This window comes from Mesorhizobium sp. WSM4842 (assembly GCF_055901575.1).
On sequence record NZ_CM148372.1, the window covers coordinates 4,791,596 to 4,807,013 of the forward strand.

General features: G+C 62.0%; 13 protein-coding genes. 8 read left to right on the forward strand and 5 right to left on the reverse strand.

All coding sequences use genetic code 11. The features are described 5' to 3' along the window. Nucleotides 1-254: 254 nt before the first annotated feature. The 5 genes from AC0NIE_RS23310 to AC0NIE_RS23330 all read left to right on the forward strand — a co-directional run bounded on the left by AC0NIE_RS23310 (nucleotide 255) and on the right by AC0NIE_RS23330 (nucleotide 8,910). Nucleotides 255-833 carry an OsmC family protein gene (locus tag AC0NIE_RS23310; protein ID WP_473488665.1) on the forward strand — a complete coding sequence of 193 codons (579 nt, stop codon included), beginning with the start codon at nucleotides 255-257 and terminating at the stop codon, nucleotides 831-833. 63 nt (nucleotides 834-896) lie between these two features. Beyond that, nucleotides 897-2,129 (forward strand): flavin-containing monooxygenase, encoded by a 1,233-nt coding sequence (locus AC0NIE_RS23315; RefSeq protein ID WP_473488664.1) that lies wholly within the window; start codon nucleotides 897-899, stop codon nucleotides 2,127-2,129. A gap of 10 nt (nucleotides 2,130-2,139) precedes the next feature. Beyond that, the gene (locus AC0NIE_RS23320) at nucleotides 2,140-3,351 is read left to right on the forward strand and encodes an NAD(P)/FAD-dependent oxidoreductase (protein WP_473488663.1); all 1,212 of its coding nucleotides are present in this window, start codon (nucleotides 2,140-2,142) and stop codon (nucleotides 3,349-3,351) included. A gap of 23 nt (nucleotides 3,352-3,374) precedes the next feature. Further along, nucleotides 3,375-3,821 carry a MaoC family dehydratase gene (locus tag AC0NIE_RS23325; RefSeq protein ID WP_473488662.1) on the forward strand — a complete coding sequence of 149 codons (447 nt, stop codon included), beginning with the start codon at nucleotides 3,375-3,377 and terminating at the stop codon, nucleotides 3,819-3,821. 397 nt (nucleotides 3,822-4,218) lie between these two features. After that, the gene (locus AC0NIE_RS23330; RefSeq protein WP_473488661.1) at nucleotides 4,219-8,910 is read left to right on the forward strand and encodes an alpha/beta fold hydrolase; all 4,692 of its coding nucleotides are present in this window, start codon (nucleotides 4,219-4,221) and stop codon (nucleotides 8,908-8,910) included. Between the two features lie 137 nt (nucleotides 8,911-9,047). Here AC0NIE_RS23330 and AC0NIE_RS23335 read toward each other — a convergent pair whose 3' ends face one another. Then, entirely contained in the window at nucleotides 9,048-11,060 is a 2,013-nt protein-coding gene (locus AC0NIE_RS23335; RefSeq protein ID WP_473488660.1) for a BTAD domain-containing putative transcriptional regulator, read from the reverse strand. Between the two features lie 174 nt (nucleotides 11,061-11,234). Here AC0NIE_RS23335 and AC0NIE_RS23340 point away from each other — a divergent pair, with 174 nt between their 5' ends. Beyond that, a complete protein-coding gene (locus tag AC0NIE_RS23340) occupies nucleotides 11,235-11,477 on the forward strand; it encodes a YjiS-like domain-containing protein (RefSeq protein WP_473488659.1) in 243 nt (80 codons plus the stop codon). Between the two features lie 121 nt (nucleotides 11,478-11,598). After that, on the forward strand, nucleotides 11,599-12,159 hold the full coding sequence (locus tag AC0NIE_RS23345; protein WP_473488658.1) for an ankyrin repeat domain-containing protein: 561 nt from the start codon (nucleotides 11,599-11,601) through the stop codon (nucleotides 12,157-12,159). A gap of 54 nt (nucleotides 12,160-12,213) precedes the next feature. Here AC0NIE_RS23345 and AC0NIE_RS23350 read toward each other — a convergent pair whose 3' ends face one another. Both AC0NIE_RS23350 and AC0NIE_RS23355 read right to left on the reverse strand, forming a co-directional pair. Continuing rightward, nucleotides 12,214-12,741, reverse strand: a complete 528-nt coding sequence (locus AC0NIE_RS23350; protein WP_473488657.1) for a gamma carbonic anhydrase family protein — start codon at nucleotides 12,739-12,741, stop codon at nucleotides 12,214-12,216. Nucleotides 12,742-12,760: 19 nt separating this feature from the next. Continuing rightward, complete coding sequence (locus tag AC0NIE_RS23355) at nucleotides 12,761-13,105, reverse strand: DUF6949 family protein (protein ID WP_473488656.1); 345 nt, start codon at nucleotides 13,103-13,105, stop codon at nucleotides 12,761-12,763. Nucleotides 13,106-13,247: 142 nt separating this feature from the next. On the opposite strand from AC0NIE_RS23355, the gene AC0NIE_RS23360 reads away from it, so the two are divergent. Next, nucleotides 13,248-13,979, forward strand: a complete 732-nt coding sequence (locus AC0NIE_RS23360; protein WP_473488655.1) for a hypothetical protein — start codon at nucleotides 13,248-13,250, stop codon at nucleotides 13,977-13,979. Nucleotides 13,980-14,093: 114 nt separating this feature from the next. On the opposite strand, the gene AC0NIE_RS23365 is transcribed toward AC0NIE_RS23360, so the two are convergent. Both AC0NIE_RS23365 and cysE read right to left on the reverse strand, forming a co-directional pair. Beyond that, the gene (locus AC0NIE_RS23365) at nucleotides 14,094-14,297 is read right to left on the reverse strand and encodes a DUF3126 family protein (protein WP_013531334.1); all 204 of its coding nucleotides are present in this window, start codon (nucleotides 14,295-14,297) and stop codon (nucleotides 14,094-14,096) included. A gap of 151 nt (nucleotides 14,298-14,448) precedes the next feature. Beyond that, nucleotides 14,449-15,297, reverse strand: coding sequence for a serine O-acetyltransferase (gene cysE / locus AC0NIE_RS23370; protein ID WP_123151060.1), 849 nt, complete (start codon nucleotides 15,295-15,297; stop codon nucleotides 14,449-14,451). Between the last annotated feature and the right edge of the window lie 121 nt (nucleotides 15,298-15,418).

Genomic DNA, 15,418 nt, shown 5'->3' on the forward strand with positions numbered 1-15,418 from the left:
GAGGTTTGCCCCGAAGTCGGGCCAGGCCTTCAACACAAGAATTACTCAACCGCGCAATCCCTGGCGATCACCTCGCCGGGGTTTTGGCGCTTTGAACAAGGCCCACGTCTCGCAGATCGTTTCGTAGCGTGGAAGCATGTGGATCAAGCAATTCCATGGCAAATTCCACGAACGCAACCACCCTCGTTCAAACGCAGCGCCGTCACAAAGAAGCGGTCCGGCAAATTCGCCGCACTATTCACTTGGAGAAGACGATGCAACACACCACCAAGGCCTCAAGGCCACCGTTGAACGGCGTCGACACGCCGAACCTTCTGGCAACGATCAACTTTGTCGCCGGCCAGCCTGAACTGGCCAATTTCCAGTTCCGCGCCCACAACGAGTGGGTCGAAGGCACCCACAGCAAGAGCGTCATGCTCGGCTTCCACGGCGCCGGCCAGGAACAGAAGCATGCCAAAGCCTATTACGCCGACAGCGACCACCCGGCCGTGCTGTGCGGCGCCGATCACGGCCCCACCCCGGTCGAATGGCTGCTGCATGCGCTCGCCAGCTGCCTGATGGCGGGCGTCGCCAACATCGCCGCGGCGCGCGGCATCAAGCTGACCAAGGTGCAGTGTTCGGTCGATGGCGACATCGATCTGCGCGGCATCCTCGGGATTTCCGACGCGGTCCGAAACGGCTTTCAGAACATCACGGTGGCGTTCGAAATCGAGGGCGATGCGCCGTCCGAGAAGCTCCAGCAACTGGTCGAGCAGGCACGGGCACGGTCCGCGGTCTTCGACGTGCTGACGAACGGTGTTTCCGTTTCGGTCGGTGTCAAAACCATCCAGTGATCCACCCGGAAAGGCGGTTCGGAGGGTGTCTGAACCGTCGCCTCCAAAACTGATGGAAACAATATGGAACAGGCTGACGTTGTCATCGTCGGCGCTGGCCAGGCGGGCATCGCCTTGAGCCATTGCCTTCGAAAACGCGGGATCTCGCATGTCGTTCTGGAACGCGGGCGCATTGGCGAACGGTGGCGGTCCTCGACATGGCGTTCGCTCCGCCTTTTGACGCCCAATTGGCTGAACGGGCTGCCAGGCTCCCCATATTGTGGCTCCGAACCCGACGGCTACATGAGCCGCGACGCGTTTGTGGAAACCCTGGTTGGCTATGCCCATCGATCGCAAGCGCCGGTGCGCTCGTACGTCGATGTCTTGTCGTGCGAACCGGATGGGCAAGGCTTCAGGCTGCGGACGACCGCCGGCGACTGGTCGGCGAAAGTCGTCGTTGTGGCCACCGGTCATTGCGACGTGCCGAGCATGCCCTTCCCGCTGCATACCAGCGCGGACCAACCGGTCAGCATCCACGCTTCGCAGTACCGAAGTCCCGACCAGCTTGCGTCAGGCGGCGTGCTGGTTGTCGGCGCATCGTCGTCGGGCGTCCAGATTGCCGACGAGCTGCGACGCAGTGGCAGACGCGTAATCCTGTCCGTCGGCAAGCACACGCGTTTGCCGCGCATCTGGCGAGACAAGGATATCTTCTGGTGGCTCTACCATATGGGATTCATGTCCCAGCGGCTGGACGATTTGACAGATCCCGACAGCGCCAGACGACAGCCTTCACTTCAACTTGCCGGTCGGGCGGATCGCTCCAATGTCGATCTGGCGACCCTTCAGGGCATCGGAGTCGAACTCACCGGGCGGTTGAAAGGCATCTCGAACGGGATAATTGGCTTTGCCGATGATCTCAAAGATAGCATCACGGCGGCGGACGCCAAGCAGGACCGGCTCCTTCGCCAGGTCGACCAGTTCGCGGGTCACAAATCCATGGCCGGCGCCCCCGCCCCGATCGAGGTGCCGACGAATTGCCTCAAGCGCCTGTCGTTCGCGAACGACGACATCGGCACCATCATATGGGCGACCGGCTACAGCCGCTCGTTTTCATGGCTGAAACTGCCCGTCATCACCGCCGATGGCGAACTGGCCCACAAGGGCGGGATAACGACCGTCGCCGGCCTCTATGCGCTTGGCTTTCGCTTTCTGCGCAAGCGCGATTCCAATTTCATTGGAGGCGTTGGGCCGGACGCGCAAGCGATCGCCGACCATGTCTCACACTATCTCGGTCAGAGCGGCCTCAAGGCAGCATAAGGACATTCCGATGCTTTCCAATGTCGTCCCCGCACATTCTCACTACGACGCCATCATCGTCGGCGCACGCTGCGCCGGAGCCTCGACGGCAATGCTGCTCTCCCGGGCAGGATTGCGGGTGCTGGCAGTCGACCGCCAGTCCTATAGATCTGACACGCTGTCTACACACGCGCTGATGCGACCAGCCGTCATGCAGCTTTCGCGTTGGGGCCTGCTCCAACCGTTGATCCAAAGCGGTGCGCCGGTGATCAGGTCTACCACTTTTCACTATGGCGAGCAGGAGGTCACGGTGCCCATTCGGCCCGAGCCAGATATTCCGGGCCTGATCGCTCCACGCCGCACGGTGCTTGATCGCATGTTGGTCGATGCAGCACGAGCCGCTGGAGCCACGATTATGCACGACACTCCGGTCCATGATCTCATGTTCGACGCACATCGCCGTGTTCGCGGCGTCGCATTGAGAGATGCCGGCGGCCAAACTCGCGAGATAAGCGCCGATATCGTGGTCGGAGCAGACGGGCTCGGCTCGTTTATCGCTCGCAAGGTCGAGGCACGGACGCTGGTGCAGGGGCGGTGCTCGGTGGCACATGTCTTCGGCTACGCCCCCGCGCCGGCGTTCTCGGGATACCACTGGTATTTCGGCCAGAACTTATCCGGCGGCGTGATACCGACGAATGACGGGCTTGCCTGTATCGTCGCATCCGTTCCGACCGAGCGGTTTGACGCGGAGTTCCGTTTCGATCTTTCCGCCGCACAGCTTGCCCTGGCAGCGCTGGCACCCGGATTGGAATCGCGGGTCTTCGGCAATGGTGGCGAACGTCTGAAGGCCTTCCGCGGCACGCCCGGCCGATTGCGGCAGGCATACGGCCCTGGCTGGATGCTGGTCGGCGATGCCGGCTTCTTCCGCGATCCGCTGACCTCGCATGGTATTTCCGACGCCCTGCGTGATGCCGAAGGGGCCGCGACGGCAATACTTTCCTGTCGCGAGTCCGCATTGCGGGAGTTCCAGGAAGTACGCGACAGCCTCGCGCTGCCCATCCTTGAGACCACGGACGCCATCAGTGCCTTCGACTGGTCCCTCGAAGAGCTACCTGAACGCCACAAGCGCTTCAGCGAGGCGATGAAATCCGAAGTCGCTGTGCTCTTGGCCCGGGCGGCGCGCGATCGCGAGGTTCCGCCTCTCCCGCAAGGGCTAGTGACGTCGCAGCTAGAGGCAATCTGAAACACAAAACAAGGAGCAAGGCTATGCAAACGACCATACGATCCGGATGGTCCGGAGTCCGGTTCGGACAACCGGAAGTCGGGGCCAGTGCTGAGCGAAGGCGCATCACTCGGGCTAGCGACATCATTGCGTTCAGCGACATGACCGGCGACAGAAACCCACTCCACTACGATGATGTCCTATCCGCCCGCACCGTATTCGGCCGTCTCATAGTTCAGGGCGGTGTCACTTCCGGCCTGCTCAATGCTCTGGTGGCCGAGGACTTACCGGGACCCGGCAGCGTCTTTCTTGGCGTCGAGTGGAAGTTCCTCAAGGCCGTCGGGATCGGCGAGGAGATCGTCGCACGCGCGGAGGTGCTTAGCGTGCGGGAAGACAAGCCGATCTGCACGCTGTCAACCACCATCGCAAACTCGGCAGGCGAGATTTGCCTGTCCGGCACGGCAACAACCTACACTGTGCCGCTCGATTAGCCGCCATAGGCTGCCGGGCGGCTCCGCATTTCCATGCTCTCCCACACGCTGTCTCCAACGGGCAGAACGCATGTTCGAGGAACTAAGCGGAATGGTCCGCTGCAAACCAAGGAGCCAACTTTATGAACATCTCATTCGGTATCTATGCAACCCCGACATCCACTCTGTGGAAAGACATCCGCAAAGGTCCGCCGCTCGAGGCAGTCCGGGAGCACCTCGACCGGGTGATTAACTTCAGACGCCTTTGCGAGATCGCTCGCAGGGCTGAGGTCCGGTGACGGAGTACGGGTCAAATGCGATGGCGGGCGTGAAGACACGTCCGCCATCGGTTTGGGTGTTGCGAACCCAAATGCTTCGTCGCTAATGTAAGGCCGACCATACGGTTAGGACAACCGGATTGAGCTCGGCCTTCGAAGTAAGGGTCTTTGGCGACCTCACGGTTCGCCGTGACGGCGAGCCTGTGGCCCTAACGCAATCGCGCAAGACGCGGGCGTTACTCGCCTATCTGGCCGTGCAGCAAAAGCAGCAGCGCCGCGAGTGGCTTTGTGAGATGTTCTGGGACGTCCCTGATGATCCTCGGGGCGCGCTGCGTTGGAGCCTTTCGAAGCTGCGCCAGATCTTAAACGCCGACGGCGAGACCCGGCTTGCGGCCGATCGCAACGTGGTCCAACTGAAGCCGGGATTAATCTGGCTCGACTACGATCTGATCAGGGGCCTGTCGGCCGATGCGGTTGGTTCGCTGCCTACAGAGCGTCTGGAAGCGATCGCTGCGGCTTTCGCCGGCCCGTTCTTGTCGGACCTCTATCTGCCGCGCTGCCAGGCGTTCGAGGCTTGGCGCGTCTATTGTTCGAACGAGACCGAGATTCTGCACATGAAGGCGTTACGCGCCCTGATCGATCGCCTGGGCGACGAGCCTGAGCGGGCGCTTCCCCACCTGCACACGCTGCAGTCACTTCTTCCAGACAATGATCTAGCAGACGAGATCGCCCGCATTAACGATCAGGCTCGACTGACCGTCGCCGCTGCCCCGATCCGAAGTGGCACGACCGCTGGACCTGTTAGCCGGCCGGCCCCCGAACCTCCGCTGACGGGGCCTATGCCCGAACCCGTCCCGTCGCCTTCGACGAAGGTTTCGTCAGGTAAGCAGCAGATACGCTACGTCAATGCCCGCGATGGCACCCGGATCGCCTATGCCATCAGCGGATCCGGGCCAGCGATCGTGCGTGCCTCGCACTGGATGTCCCATCTCGACTTCGATTGGGAAAGCCCGGTTTGGGGACATTGGATCGACGGCCTGTCCAGCGGCTTCACGCTTGTACGCTACGACGGGCGCCTGAACGGCCTTTCCGACACAGTCTGTGAGGATGTGTCTTTCGATGCATTCGTCGACGATCTTGAATGCATCGTAGAGGCCGTGGGCCTCGACCGTTTCGTCCTCCTTGGAATATCGCAAGGCTGTGCTCTCTCGGTCGAATACGCCATTCGCCATCCCGAGAAGGTCGCGGGTCTCTTGATTTGGGGGGGATATGTTCGTGGATGGCGAGCGCGCGGAAATGCGGCGGAGATCGTCAGACGCGAAGCAATCTCGGCGTTGATGCGCCGGGGCTGGGGTCAGGACGACCCATTGTTCCGCCAAATGTTCACCAACCTGTTTATACCGGGCGCCAATCGCGTGCAGATGGATTGGTTCAATGAGCTGCAGCGCCGGACACTCACGCCGGAAAACGCGATGCGGTTGAGCTATGTCTTTGCCGACATTGACATATCGCGATCGCTTGAAAGGCTGCATGTGCCAGCGCTCGTCCTGCATGCCAACGGCGACCGGGTCGCGCCTTTCTCGGAAGGTTTGGAGCTCGCCAGATCGATAACTGGTGCCCGCTTCGTCGAACTGGAAAGCGCCAATCACATCCTTCTTGCCGAGGAACCCGCGTTCCGCAACTTCATTCTCGAGGCGTCGGCATTTGCCAACGAGGCGCTTCAGGCGCAAACGGTCGTTGCGGTCGACCCGAGGACCCGGCGACAGGCAACGATCCTGTGCGCCGATTTCCAATACGCCGAACCGGTGATGGAGAACCTGCCTCCCGATGTCGCGCTGGAGCGGGTCGATCCCTTCCTCATGCAGGCCACCGCACTCGTGCGCGACAACGGAGGAACGGTTCTGACGATTTCCGAGAACGAGCTCGTCGCGTCGTTTGGCGCGCCTGAGCCGCTCGAAGGACATGCTGCACTTGCCTGCCGGACCGCACTCGCGCTGCGCGAGCTCGCGCTGCGCCATGGCGATTGGATGACCGGCGTTCGTGCTGCCCTGGACACAGGCATCGTCATCGTCAGCCCGGCACGTGACCGGGCTTTGGAGGTGCGCGGCGGGCCGGTGTCCGTGGCCCATACGCTGAGCCAGGCGTTGGGGCGCGATCTCGTGGTGGCAACCGCCAGGACCCGGGCATCGGCCGGCGGCTTCGTCAGTATGGAAGCGCTGGCAGCGCCACTTCTGTCGGAATACCCGAAGAACCAGCGGCTCTTTGAAGTGATCGAGATCAGACGGGGCCGCTCGCGCTGGCAATTGCGCGCCGAAACGCAGCTGTCGCCGTTCGTCGGCCGCGAGATGCAGCTGCAGATTCTGAACAAGGCCTGGCATGACGTATTCGACGGCGAAGGTCAGACGGTTTTCGTGGTCGGCGATCCCGGTCACGGCAAGTCGCGTGTCACGCATGAATTCGTTGGGGCCATCCCTCACGATGACGCTGAGAATCTGGAGGTCGGCGCGCTCGAAACGGACCTGCGCAGCGGCTTCGTCGTAATTCGGAAGCTGCTGCAAACCCTGTTCGGCGTGGGCGACACCGAAGCGCCGCCAATAGCAATCGAAAAGGTACTGGCCGCGCAAAGCGCGCAAGGCTTCGATGAGCGGCTCCTCGATCCGATCATGGCAGTCATGGAACTGCCCATTCAGGATCCGAACTGGGCTATCATCTCTGGCCAGGAGCGATCCCGGCGCATGCAGGAAGCAGCGGTTGGGCTTCTACTCTTCCTTGGCCGCAGGAAGCCCGTCGTTCTCCTGGTCGAGGACCTTCATTGGATAGACCCCGAGAGTGAGGGGGTCCTGGTGCGGCTGGCGCAGGCACTGCCCACTGTCCGCTGCCTGCTTATCCTGACCTGTCGACCCGAATACGATCGCGGTGCCTTCGCCGCTGCAGGACCTTCCGAAATCCGCCTGCCGGCGTTCAATACGGCCGAAGCAGCAGCATTTCTTGACTACCTGGTTGGCAGGGACCCTGAGCTGGCGCAGCTCCGCGGTGCAGTCGGGGATGCGTGCAAAGGCAATGCATTGTTCCTGGAAGAGACCGTCCGCGCTCTCGCCGAGACCGGCAAGCTGGAAGGGCAGCCGGGCCACTACCGGCCTTCTGGCGAGGTCGACGAGATCATCGTTTCGGTGAGTATCCAGACGATCGTCGACGCTCGCTTCGAACGTCTCGACAAGGATTCGAAGCGGGTAGCCGAGGTCGCCTCGATCTTCGGCGGAGAGATTCCGGTGCCCTTGCTACGAAGGATGGCGACGCTGTCGAGCCTGCGCTTCGATGCCGCCCTCCAGAATTTGAAGAAGGCCGATCTCCTAGTGGAGCTTCAGGTTTTTCCCGAGGCTTTCGTCCGCTTCAAGCACGTCCTCATCCGAACTGCCGTGTCAGGACGTATCGTATCGTCGGCGCTCATTGAGCTCCACAGGACTGCGCTTGCCGAATTGAAGGCCCATTATGCGGACCGGCTTGAGGAGCACAGCGAACGCCTGGCCAGACACGCGCAACAGGCTCACCTCTGGGTCGAAGCCGTCGGCTATCTTCTGATCTCGGCTCGCAAGGCGATCAGGCGGTCGGCGCACGTCAGTGCGCTTGAGCAGCTGGACCTTGGGGTCAGGCTGCTGAGGAGCAACGATGTCGCCGACGCCGATGAGCAAGAGATCGAGTTCCAGCTCGCGAGGGGCGTGGCCCTCATGGCGGCTCGTGGCTGGGGTGCGACCGAAGTGCTCGCCGCGTTCGAGCGCGCCGAGGAACTTTGCGGTAAGATCGGCGACCAGGCGCGTCTGTTCACGGCGCTGCGCGGGAGAGCCCAATACTACATGCTTAGCGGTAAGCCGGCAGCGGCGCAGGAACTGGCCTGCCGATGGGCTGGCATGGCTAAGGACGACAGCGATCCCGGTCTCGCGATCGAGACCGAGCACATGTTCTGGACAAACAATTTCTTCCTTGGGGAGACCGCGGCGGCCCAGAACCATGCGGAACGCGCCATCGGCCTCTACGACCCCGACCGCGATCATTATCTGACGTACAAGTACTCCGGTCATGACCCGGGCGTCTGCTGCCGCTGCTTCTCGGGATTGTCGGCCTGGCTGGCCGGCGAGCCGGATAAGGCAAGGCTACGGTGCGAAGACGCAACCGCGCTCGCCGGACGTTTCGAGCATCCGCTGAGCATGGCGCTTGCGTATTGGGGGACCAGCTACCTCCATATGTTCGCGGGGGAGCCTGAGGCCGCGCTTCGGGCGGCGGAAAGCGAGTTGCAGATAGCAGAGAAGTTCCAGTTGCCGCTCCTTGTCGGCCAAGCCGCGTTCCAGGTTGGATGGGGGCAATTCCGGCTCGGGGAACGGGGGGCCGGCCTGCGCGGCATGGAGGAAGCTATATCTGCCATTCGCCGGACCGGCGCTGAAATGGGGCTGCCTTATCTGATAGGCCTTTACGCCGAAGCGCTGGGCGACAGCGGCAGGCTGGACAGCGCTCGCAAGTCGGTTGAAGCTGCCCTCGAGCTCGGCCGCTACAACGGAACCTATTTCCAGCTCGCCGAAGTACTTAGGATCGAAGCCTGTATCCGCGAAAAGAGCGGTGGCGGACCTGACGAGATCGAGACGATGCTCCACAAGGCTGCGAACGTCGCTACCTTGCAGCGTTCCGCGATTGGCCAACTGCGTATCGCTGTGGAACTCGCTCGCTGTCTTCGAAGCCTTGGAGATGTCGAGAAAGCGCGTGAATTTATCGCGCCTCACGGCGAGCTTGTCGGTAAGCTCGACGACAGCCAGGATGCGCGGGCGGCGCGTGAGTTCTTCTAGCCAACATGGCTACGTGACGCGTGCCCAGCAACCGCGCCGCCGCCACTGCGGCTGAATAAGCATCCGGCTACGCTAGGTTTTCGAAATCCAGTATGCGTCGGTGAAGCCGACATGCCTCGCTTCACGGTGATACCGCGTTAGTCTGCCAGGCCCGCCTTGCGAAGGCCTTCGATATATCTGCTGCGATCGTCCGGTCGATAAAACGGCGGCAGCACCTCGGCGAGATTCGAAAGCCGCAACGTAGGATCGAGTTCGCGCAGGCGAGCCATCATCTTCTCGGCTTCCGAAAGCCGACCGGCCAAGACGTAACTTGCCGTCGCCACACGCGTCGCACTCGCGTAGTTTGGTTGCGAGCGCAAAGACCTTTTCGCCCACTCAGCAGCATCGTTGTAGCGCCCGGCACAAAAGTGAGCGAGCGCGGTGCAAAATTCCCAAACAAAAAAGCGAGGATCGAACGGACTGAGGCGCATTGCCTGCGCGGCGCGCTCGACGGCTTTCTCCGGCTCACCTAAGCACGCTTGAACCCAGGCGCTGTAACCCCACGCCGCAGCCAAGTTCGGGTTCAGGCCAAGCGCACGTTCGATGCAAGCCGCGCTTTCCTCCACATCGCCGCCTACATAGCCGAGCACGTATCCGCCGTACGAAAGGGCAATTGCATCGTCCCATCCAAGTTCGATCGCTCTCTTTGCCAGTCGGGTCGCCTCGGCAGTCTCCTCTAAGCGATCGATCATCCAGCGGTTGCTCTTTCGCGCCGCATAGCAGCGCGCCGCCCGGGCATAGGCGGCAGCGAACACCGGGTCACAGCCGATCGCCTTCATGAAGAACCGCAGAGCGTCATCCATGGTTTCCTTGGTGTTGACCGCTCGGTCGTGGGACGCCAACCCGCGCAGATAATAGTCGTAGGCGTCGAGGTCCTCAGTCGGCTTGCGCTTGGCGCGCTCAATTTCCGCCTCCTCGACCTTTGGGGTGATCGCGCCGACTATGCTCGAGGCGATCTGGTCCTGAAAATCAAAAACCTCGGCTAGAGTACCTTCAAAACGGTCAGCCCACAGGTGGAGGCCGCTCGAAGCGTCGAGGAGTTGTCCGGAGATGCGCAGGCGCTCACCCGCTTTCCGCACACTTCCCTCGACGATATAGCGGACGCCCAACTCCAGCCCGATCTGCTTAATGTCGACAGCCCGTTCCCTGTACGTGAAGCTCGAGTTCCGGGCGATGACGAACAAATGGCGGAATTGAGCCAGGACGGTGATAATGTCCTCGACAATGCCATCGGCAAAATAGTCCTGCGTTGGATCGCCGCTCAGATTTTGAAACGGCAACACTGCCACCGACGGTCGATCATCATGTCTCGTTGGGACTGGCAGCACCTGCGCCGGCGCCGCGACGCCAGAGCTTGGCCCCGGTCGCTGATGTCCAGTTCGATCGCGGGACTGCAGGGAAGCCGCCAGTGAGCTTGTCTGCGCCTCCGGCTCCGCGTCCAGCTGCTTTTTCAGCACAGTCCGACACACCTCGAACTGGCGCAAGGCCGCGTTTTCGTGACCGCGATGGGCGTGGATCCGGATCAGCGCCCGATGGGCGGCCTCCGCGGTGGGATCTGAGGCGAGCAATCTCTCCGCCAGCCCTTCGCAGGCCGTCTCTTCCGCTGAGTCGGGGGTAGGCAACGCGAGGCTCAGCCGATCGACCAACTGCAGCGCCTTGCGCTGATACCGGTTCAGATAGGGTCCAAACCACTCATCCAGTTCCTCAGGAATGGCTTCCCCTGCAAGCACCCCACCGCGGTAGAGGTCGGCGGCGAGGGCGAGATCCGCCACCCGGCCCTCCTCCAGTTTGCGGTCGAAGATCGAGATGTCCGTCTCATCCGGACCGGCAATCAGCGCGACGGCTTCCTGATCCCCGTCGATGTAGAGGGTGGCATCCTTGCTAGTCGGGAATGAGCGCCGGATGTCGACCAGCGCTTGCCGCAAACTGTTGCGGGCCTGGCCGTTGCTTCGTCCCGGCCAAAAGGCTTCGCAAAGCTGCTCGCGACGATGGCCGCGGCGGCCCGCCAGCACCAGGGCAGCAAAAAGCAGCGAAGTCTTGCGCGTGGCGAAGCGGACGGGCCGGCGCTCCGGCGAAGTAACCTCGAGGCCGCCAAGCAACCTGATGCGCACAGACCGTCTCCAGACTTTGACCGCCGCGGCAGAATAGCATTTCGGTAGATCGATTTAACACCGATTTAACGGCAGCTCGTCGGCCTTTTCCGTTTTTTTCACGCACAGCCGAACAGCCCGAAAACACCCGCATGGCACGCTCCCAGCCGCAAATCTCGAAATGGGAGACTAGAAATGGCTCATACGGAAACTCGCGCCGGGCGCAGCGCGTCGAAAAAACGCCTGTTTGGATCTAGCAGGAAAAGCGTAGCACTAATGATCGCTGCCTTCAGGGGGTGGCAGCGAACCGCCGCAAGACGCAGGGCACTAGCCGACTTGACGCCCGATCAGCTGAACGACATCGGTCATCCGGAGGCCCCTCGACCCGCGCTCGACATCAAGGCAGGTCTGATCACGAACTTGATGTCGATGCGATAAGTTCGGCGTACGGCTGCGCAAAGCTATCGATCTGCTCTCCAATCGCAATCCGCCAATGAGGCTTTCAGGCAGCGGCGGATGGGAGCAATATGGCGGCCGATTCAACCTCCGGATCGCTGCGATGTTGGAAATCCCGGAAGATCGATGCGAGCGCCACCGCCTGTTCAAGGCCATCGACGACGCGTTCAAGGCGGGCGACTTCGAGGCCCTCGGTGTGGCTCTCAGCGGCTCACCCGGCTGGTTCGACGAGCAGATGCCCTTTGAACTCGGCCTTGGGCATCCACTGGAGTATGCGATCTATTGGAGTCCCACCGCTTTCATATCGATCTTACTAGATGCGGGCTCGGACCCGAACTATCACCACCACGGCGGTTTTCCGGCAATCATTGCGGCACTGTCCACCGACCGAGCTGACAGACTGGAAATCGTCCGAATCCTGATCGATGGTGGCGCAGACCTCAACATGCGGGGCGTAAACGACTGGACGCCGCTTCACTATGCGGTCGCCATCCGAAGCGTCGATGCCATCCGCCTGCTGTTGGCGGCGGGCGCCGACCCGTCGCTCGAAACCCGCATCGACGACTATACGACAGCCCTCGAGGACGCCGACAATGCCGGCTTTGAAGCCGGCGCTTCGTTGCTGCGCAATGCGATGACCAGGCGCGGCTCCAATGGACGGTGAGTGGGGCGGCGATGCCGGTGAACCATATAGCCGAAGATTTGACCAAGGCTGGCCTCAGGTCTTCGTCAGTCCCGCTTTGAAGCGTTTGCCGTTGGCGACGTAGTGCGCGGCCGAATCGCGCAACCTTGCGACCGCGGCATCGTCCAGCACTCGCATCACACGCGCGGGCGAGCCAATGATCAGCGAATTGTCGGGGAATTCCTTGCCTTCGGTGACCAGCGCGCCGGCGCCGACCAGCGAGTTCTTGCCGATTTTCGCGCCGTTCAGCACGATGGCGCCCATGCCGATCAGGCTGTTATCGCCGATCGTGCAGCCATGCAGCAAGGCCCGGTGGCCGATCGTGCAGCTTTGCCCGATGGTCAGGGGAAAACCGACGTCGGTATGCATGACCGTGTGCTCCTGCACATTGGTATCAGCGCCGATAACGATCGGCTCGTTGTCGCCGCGGATGACGACGCCGAACCAGAAGCCTGCATTGCAGCCGACCCTGACATCGCCGATCAATGTCGCGTCGGGCGCGATCCAGTTGCTGTCCGCGTCCTCGAAACCGGGCGCCTTTCCGTCGATCGCATAGAGCGGCATTTTTCGCCTCCGAATCGTCTCACGCTGAAAAATCAGCCGAACCTAGGAGAATGCCCGCTCGGGATGCAATGTCGATCAGCACGACGCCCAACGCCAAGGCCCAGACCGTAGCGGTGCAACCGCAAGAGATCAGCGCCAGGGCGGAAATGCGGCCTTCCCGCCAGGTGTGGAGGGCTTCGTTGGCGAACATCAGGGGCCCAGCGCAGGCCGTCGCGAAGAGCGAGCGCAGCACATGCGCCGGCGACACATAGGGCTCGACGAAGGCAAGCCGGCGGCCTGATATCAGCTCCATAGCCGATCCGGCCAGGCTGCACGCCGTCAGCCCAACCGTAAAAGCAAAGAGTGTGTGTTCGACCGGACCCATCTTTACCTTCCATTTACCATGAAATCGCACAGTCGTGTTCGACAGGCGCCGTTGCAAGAGCCGTGCCGCGCCACATGTGCCGCCTAAGGACACCCCAAGGGGACAAATATCTTGGGATAGGCGGCCGAAATTGGGGATCGCGATGAAGCAGACAGCTACCGCTAACAGTCCGCAACTCACCGTCGTCGATTCCAAGCTGATGAAGCGGGTGTTCTACGTGTTCGCGGGGCTGGCAATGCTTTCGGTGGCGATCAGCCTTGGCGGCAAATGGCTTGGCCGCTCGATCGCCATGGCCGGATACACCGACGACATGACAATCCACGAGGTGGTGATCGGCAACAACGTCATCGCCGTGCCGGCCAATGTCATCCGCTTCGACCAGGCCCGGCGCGACGGCACCGCCTCGCGGCTCGACCTCTATCTGCGCTATCCCGAGATGGACGGTTACAGCGAGGCCGCCCGCGACGATTTCAACCACACCGGATCGAGCAAGAGGATCATCTTTCTGTCGTTCGAACGACAGGTCATGTCGCGTGACATGAGCGGCCGCATCGCGCCGATCTACAGCGCACTGATCGTCCAGCCCGGCACGCCCGGCCCGGGCGGCACGACGCTCTACGGCTTCAGTGAAAAATCAGGCTATTTCAACGAGGTGCTGGCGGTTGCCAATCGCCGGGGCAAGGACCCCTTCGTGGCCCGCTGCCTGAGCGGCCCGAGTGCCGCGCAATCGCTGGCGCCCTGCGAACGCGACATTCTGGTCGGCGACAATCTCACCCTCACCTACCGCTTTCCCATGGAATTTCTGGGCTACTGGCAGGCGCTCGACGCAGCCATCGCCGCCGAGGCTGCGCGTTTGCTGAAGACAGGGCGCTAACGCATTGTGTCTGAAGGGATTATGCGACGCGCTTTGGGGGCAAATCGCAAACGGCGGAGCCCCCTTCTCCGCCCAGGGATGACGGGCGCGTGCCGGTAACCGCGAATCCCCGGCTCAGGCCAGATCGATGTCGAGGATCGCCATCGAGAAATTATAGTCGCCGTCGTCCTCGTCCTTGAAGACGATGCCGAGGAATTCGTCGCCGACATAGACCTCGGCCGAATCGTCCTTGCGCGGCCGCGCCTTCACTTCAAGCTTGGGGTTCTGGAAGACGCGCTTGAAATAGGCGTCCAGCTTTCTGATTTCGTCCGGCTTCAAAAGTCTTCTCCGATCGTCGGTCTTGCTCATTTGAGCGCGCTTCTGGCACGTCGACAATGGCGATGTAAAGGCAAGCCGACCGGATATGCGAGAACCGAGAGGCGGCGGAGCCGGCAAACGGAGTTCGATTGCCCGCCCCGCGGACTTGAAATCAGATATCGAAGCTGACGACGTGGTCCATCGACTGCGACGGCAAAAGCTGGTCCATCTGCCGCGAAGGCTGGTCGCAGCCGGTCTCGCCGACGACGCGGGCCGGCACGCCGGCAACCGTCTTGTTGTGCGGCACCGGCGACAGCACTACCGAGCCTGCCGCGATCTTCGAGCAATGGCCGACTTCGATGTTGCCGAGGATCTTGGCGCCGGCGCCGATCAGCACGCCATAGCGGATCTTTGGATGGCGGTCGCCGCCGGCCTTGCCGGTGCCGCCCAGCGTCACCCCGTGCAGGATCGACACGTCGTCCTCGATCACCGCCGTCTGGCCGACGACGAGACCGGTGGCGTGGTCGAGGAAGATGCCTTTGCCGATGCGGGCGGCCGGGTTGATGTCGGTCTGGAACACCGAGGACGACCGGCTCTGCAGGTAGAGCGCGAAATCCTGGCGACCCTGGTTCCATAGCCAATGCGCCAGCCGGTGCGTCTGGATGGCATGAAAACCCTTGAAATAGAGCACCGGCATGATGAAGCGGTCGCAGGCCGGATCGCGGTCGTAATAGGCCTGGATGTCGACACGCACCGTCGACGACCAGTCGTTGTCGTCGGCTGCCATCGCCTTGAACGTCTGGCGGATGAGATCGGAACCGATATCCTGATGGGCGAGCCGCTCAGCCAGCCGATGGATAACCGCTTCCTCCAGGCTTTCCTGGTTAAGGATGGTCGAATAGAGGAACGCCGCCAGCAGCGGATCGCGGTTGACCGCCTCCATCGCTTCGTCGCGGATCGAGCGCCAGATCGGGTCGATCGGCTTCACCATGGTCGGGCGGGCAATCGTAACGCTGTTCATCAATGGTCTCCGGCCATCTAATGTCTCCGGCTTGGCGGCTTGCCTATTCTCCGGCCGCATAATGCGAATCGCGATCAAAGTGAGTCAGGCGATGCGCATGTGCCAAAACCGCTGCGCACTT